General features: G+C 36.2%; 6 protein-coding genes. All 6 read left to right on the top strand.

Annotated elements, in window-relative coordinates:
• Window positions 1-383 (top strand): T6SS immunity protein Tdi1 domain-containing protein (locus Q1R07_RS01180; protein WP_300485131.1); only part of this gene is annotated, 383 nt, incomplete at its 5' end.
• Between the two features lie 98 nt (window positions 384-481).
• Entirely contained in the window at window positions 482-2140 is a 1659-nt protein-coding gene (locus Q1R07_RS01175; protein ID WP_300485129.1) for an ankyrin repeat domain-containing protein, read from the top strand.
• A 52-nt stretch (window positions 2141-2192) separates the two neighbouring features.
• Window positions 2193-3161: an SMI1/KNR4 family protein gene (locus Q1R07_RS01170; protein ID WP_300485127.1), complete on the top strand. Its 969-nt coding sequence runs from the start codon at window positions 2193-2195 to the stop codon at window positions 3159-3161.
• 46 nt (window positions 3162-3207) lie between these two features.
• Entirely contained in the window at window positions 3208-3933 is a 726-nt protein-coding gene (locus tag Q1R07_RS01165; RefSeq protein WP_300485125.1) for a hypothetical protein, read from the top strand.
• 64 nt (window positions 3934-3997) lie between these two features.
• A complete protein-coding gene (locus tag Q1R07_RS01160) occupies window positions 3998-4678 on the top strand; it encodes a hypothetical protein (protein WP_300485123.1) in 681 nt (226 codons plus the stop codon).
• Window positions 4679-4701: 23 nt separating this feature from the next.
• Window positions 4702-5361 carry a hypothetical protein gene (locus Q1R07_RS01155; protein WP_300485122.1) on the top strand — a complete coding sequence of 220 codons (660 nt, stop codon included), beginning with the start codon at window positions 4702-4704 and terminating at the stop codon, window positions 5359-5361.
• Window positions 5362-5500 lie beyond the last annotated feature (139 nt).

Raw genomic sequence — 5500 nt, 5'->3', positions numbered from 1 at the left:
CATTATTAAAAGAGTTTCCAAAATTAAAAAATCAATCTATTATGCCTTTTGCAAAAACGGCAATGGGCAATTTTTATTTAATTGGGGAGGTTGATAATGAAAAGTGCATTGCTTTTTACAACATACAAACAGAAGAATACATATATGTTGATAATAAATTAAATCGATTTCTAGAAGGATACGCAGGAAGTAGGCTTTATATGGAAGATGAGTGGTATGGAGACATAGAGCTACCTGCACTTGATAAATACGGACCCGTAGCCATAGACGAGTGTTTAACATTTGTTCCAGCCTTAGTTAATGGCGGGGATGAAGATATTAGAAACATACAAAAAGTAAAATTAAAAGCGAATTTAGAACTACTGGCAAACGCTTTTAGTTAAGCCATTCCTATCTTTTTTTAAAAACGGAATTTCTATTTTAAAAGTTTCATTTCTGGCTTTAAACGCAATGACATCAAACCAATAAAAACACGAATTAAATGAACACTATTTCCAATCAAAATATACCTATTTATTCCATTTCAAACCTTTATCCGTTGTTTGAATATATGCACCATCAAATCGGTCTTTCTTCCGATCGGTTTAAAGAACTGAATGAAATAGCACGTACAATCTGGCTGACAATACGAATCGACGGGGAAATTAAAAATGGAGGCATTGAACAGCTTTTCTCTAATCTGGGCGAAGGGTTTACTACCGATTATCTGATTGAAGTGTTGCAAAATATCAAAAGTGAAAAAGGCTTGGAAATTGTACAAAAGTTCCTTGATTTTATTCACCAGACAGACAAACACAGAACATCCTTTTATGGCGACTATGCTTATGTGAGTGGTTTTGATAAAACACTAAAAAAGTTGCACAACGAATTGAGCGACGAATATTATACGCTGGATCCAAGTGTGGAAGCATTGATTGTACAATATGCAGAGGAAAACTGGAGTAATGCTGCTTTTCAGGAGGCTATAAAAAATGTTGTTTTTAAATCCAATGAAAAAGATGAATCGGCATTAATTAGTGATTTAAATGCTGCAATCGAAAGCGGAAATGTGACAACGATTAAGAAAATTTTAAAGAAGCTAACCACGGTCAATCAAGCTTGCAAATATGGATTTGTACCCCTACTTGAATTAGCACAAGTATCCAATAACGATAAAAAAATAGAAATCTGTCAGTTGCTTATTGATCATGGAGCCGATCTTACTTTTAGAGATCAATACCAGAACTCGGTACTGCACAAAGCGGTTGAAAAGGATAACAGCATTCCGTTTATTGCGTTTTTGCTGGATCAGGGAATGGATATCGAAATCAAAGATAATTTTGATGATACACCGATTTACGGTACCGATACCAATCCTGAAAATTGTAGTCTGTTAATTAGTCGTGGTGCCAATGTGAATAGCAAAAACAAAATGGGTAACTCGCCTCTGACCAGAATGTTGGTTCGTTATTGCAGCTGGAATGGAAATGCGTATGGAAAAGGCTATCAGCCCAAAATAAAGAAAGTTATAGACCTGTTGTTGGCTGCCGGAGCTACTTTTGATACCGAAATTTTAAACATGGAAACTACGGAACTTGCCAAGTTTGCAGAAGATCCAAAAATGTTAAAGCACCTGCTAAAGCAGAAATCCGTTAAAAATGCGCCTGAGTTTAATCCCAACTACCAAAAATGGTCGGCTGTTTTCGAAGCCAGTATGAAGGGAAATCTCGAATGTTTAAAATTATTGTCTGAAAAAGGAGCCTTTTTAAACCAAACATTAGAGGGGCCGCATTACGAAACCAAAACCTTTAGCGGAGGAACGCCGTTAAATGTAGCGTTGAATGATGAAACACGTGCCTTTCTGACGGATCATAACGTCGCACTTGGAAATAGAAGCAACTGTTCTTTGTTTCTCGAAACAAGAGGGAATGACGTAGCAGCGGTGGTTGATTTGATTCAGCAAATAAAAAAGATAGACAAGGAAGAAGCAGTAAGATTCTTTCACACCGTTAAAAAGGAAATGGATGAAAGCTACGAAAGAATAGATGGGGAGTTTATTTTTTACAAACCGTTGTTTTTGACCAGTGCCGAGAGTGAAGAAGACATCAAAGCGATTGCATTACAATTCAAGAAGTTCGATTGCGAAATGACCGTTATTTAAATGGTTAACACTTTATTGACAATTGATAAGAAAAACTCTAGCAATACTTAAAATGAATAGCACATCTGAATATAGTCCGCTTACCTTGGCAGAAATAATACAATGGGAACGCAACAATAGCACCATTCCGGAACCGTACAAAGCCTTTTTGTTACAGCAAAACGGAGGAAGTACCGGTGCTAAAAATACGTTTAAAGTTAAAAAGATGACAGGTGCGTTCGGTTTTCATGCCTTTTTTGGCATTCATGAAGGATTGCGTGGTCTGGACTATATACAAACTACCTATACCAAAAGAAATCGCTTCCCAGGTCATTACTTTGCTATTGCTTCCGACGTATCGGGGAATCTCATTCTGATGGGACAAAACGAAAAGAAATTTGGTAAAATCTATTTCTGGTACCACGAAGGTGAAGTCAGTGAAAATGAAAAACCCTGGGAGAAAAACATTTATGAAATCGCTAAAAACTTACAGGGTTTTCTGGATTCACTGTATGAAGAACCCATAACAGAGGATGAAGAGGATTTATTGAATTTATTTGGTGGTGAAGATTCCAAAAAGCAATTAGCGTTGATCAACAGCGATTGGGATGTAAATGAACCATTAGAGGATTCTACGCAAACCGCTTTGGAACGGGTTGCTAATTTCGGAAACGATAGTACCGTTTTACGAGCATTATTAGATAAAGGAGCCACCGTTGGAAGAGCGATGTATCATGTTCGAAACAACCATTCGGATTCGGCTGTTCTTTTTGCAAAAATACTACTCGAAGCAGGTGCCAATCCCGATTATGCCGATGAAAAAGCCAGAGAAGATAAAGATACATTACTCATGTCTGCAGTAAATAAACCAGCACCCAAAATCGAATTGGCAAAGTTGCTTATTCATTACGGAGCAGATGTAACTGTAGAAGATAACTATGGATGGACCGCATTAAAGGTAGCACAACGAACATTGGAAGGTGGCGTTCCCGAAATGCAGGAAGTAATAGATTTAATCCATGAAAAAAGTCGTTTCGTATAGTAGGGTTTGAAGACAACCTTAACCGCCAAAAACACTAAATTGAAGTATGAAAAAAACAATAATACTCCTAGTATTCCTGCAACTCTTCTTTTCCTGTAACGGACAAAGTACGAAAAGTCCTAAAACCGACTACGTTCAGAAATTTGAATTCGGACTCGAAGGCTCTGTAAAAGAGGCAACTACGTATGTCTGTAAAGTAGAAAATGGAAACATTCCGACAGATAAAACGAAATACTACGGAAAAATGATAAAACAATTTGATATTCAGGGTAATGCACTGAAAATACATGATCAATGGGATATGGGGGAATTGGGCAAATCAGAGTCGATGAGCATTTATTCCGGTAAAGGGAGAGCCATTACTTTCAAAGATATAGTGCATTTTAATGATGAAGCAACAACGGAATTGAATTATAAATACGATTGGTCGGATGATTACCATTATACTATTGCCGCTACAGATAAAAGTCCTTATTTAACCCTTATTACTTTAGATAAAGACTACAGACTAAGCAAAATCGTATTTAAAAATGGAAATGAAATTCAGGTAACACAGGAATTTGAACGGATTTATAAGGAAAATAAATTACGGGAAATTAAGGAAACGATAACCGATTACAAAGACGGAGAAAAGACGATTACGTATCAAATACAGGTAGTGCAAAAATATGACCAATATGGAAATCCTACTGTCGTTTATAGTTACAACGGTCTTGACAAACAACAATTTGAAAACGTATTGTTTACGGAATATCAATATTACGAGAAGTAAAAAAAATAGAGCGCTACCAGGAAGAAATAAAATCTTCTTTACAATCTAAACTACAAATAAAAACATGGCATTTAAAATAACTGAACAGTTTCAAAATTTAGAAACAACAACAAAATCCGATTATTTAGAAGATGTAAATATAAACGCTAAAATCTTTATTCCTGATGAGGAGACGGTTGCCTTTAGGATTAAGAAGTTTACCAAACTGGGTTACGAACACGTATCGGAGTGTTTTGTGGATGTTTTAAATATTGACAAGATTCATTTTCATGCGTGGTTTGAAGTAGCTGATTTTGCTTCTCAGTTAGAATTTCATATGGAAAATCTGTATTCCGGTTTATCGCTATTGGATTATGATGAAAAACTTTGGTTTAAAGGGCAAACACCCGAAGAAATAGCACTGTGGAAGACATTTCGTATATTCGATACGCGTCCGGAAATAGGCGATGGTAAATTGGCCGTTTACAGTATTCAAAAGGGTGTCGCACCCCCAAATGAACCAACCATTTATTATATCAATAGAGCGTTGGCGTATAAAACCAATCTGACATTGAACGGCTATTACGAAGCGGTTTTGGATCTCTTAGGTATAGCCGATTGGCAGTATCTTTTTACCGAAGTATCCGCAAACGATTTAAAAGCAGATGGTATTTATCAAAACCTTCAGAGAGCATTGGAAGCCTTACAAAAAGCTTTTCCCGATAAAGACTATAACCGTTATTTTAAACTTTTAGAGGAAAGATAAAACGAAAAATAATCGTTTAAGCCATGAAAAAATTAGTTTATTACAGCCTTCATGAGGCTACGGAAAGGGAAAAAGTGGGCTGTTGGCCACAATTGGAACCGCCGAGACGTTATTGGAAAGTCGCGAATAATTATGATAAAGTATTGGATTTCCGGAAATTTCCGGATGAGGCACCTAACCTTGATAATTTTACATTAAAAAACATAGCGAAACGGACAGATGTACTCAGTGCAGAAATGCCGGGTATTGGCGGACATATCGGTATGTTCGTAAATGAAAAATTTAAAACGCTTGTAGAGAATTTTACCTTAAATGATTGTCGGTTCTACGATTGTAAGTTACTTGCTCCGTTCGATAAAAATTTTAAAAAAAGAGAAGAACCGGAAGTATTTCAGTTTCATTATCTGAATTTGATTCATAAAACAGATCTCGTCGATTTTAAGCAATCGGTATTTGAAGATTTAAAGACAAGTCAAATGGTTACTGTAGAAAATGAAGAGCAAAGGGATCCGTTTTTACGCCCCAGAAAATTATGTCTAAAGGAAGCTCCGGATTTATTTTGTGCTCCCTACGATATCAATATTCTGGTTTCCGAACAACTCAAAACAGCCATAGAAGTAGCCGGAATTACAGGTGTTTGGTTTGATGACCGCATTGTCTGTGAGTTTTATACGAACGAATAAATCGTATAATATACCCGATGAGGTTCAAGCAAAAATGATTTTTTTAATAAAAACAAAACTAAAAAATGACTCTGGAAGGATTGAATACCGAAGGCGTACTTATTTTCGCCAATATTACCAAGTGTAAAGCGTATTATTC

This window comes from Flavobacterium sp. (assembly GCF_030146175.1).
In the GTDB taxonomy this organism is placed as follows: domain Bacteria; phylum Bacteroidota; class Bacteroidia; order Flavobacteriales; family Flavobacteriaceae; genus Flavobacterium.
Note: the sequence above shows the minus strand (reverse complement) of the source record. Positions and strands in the feature narration are given on the sequence as shown.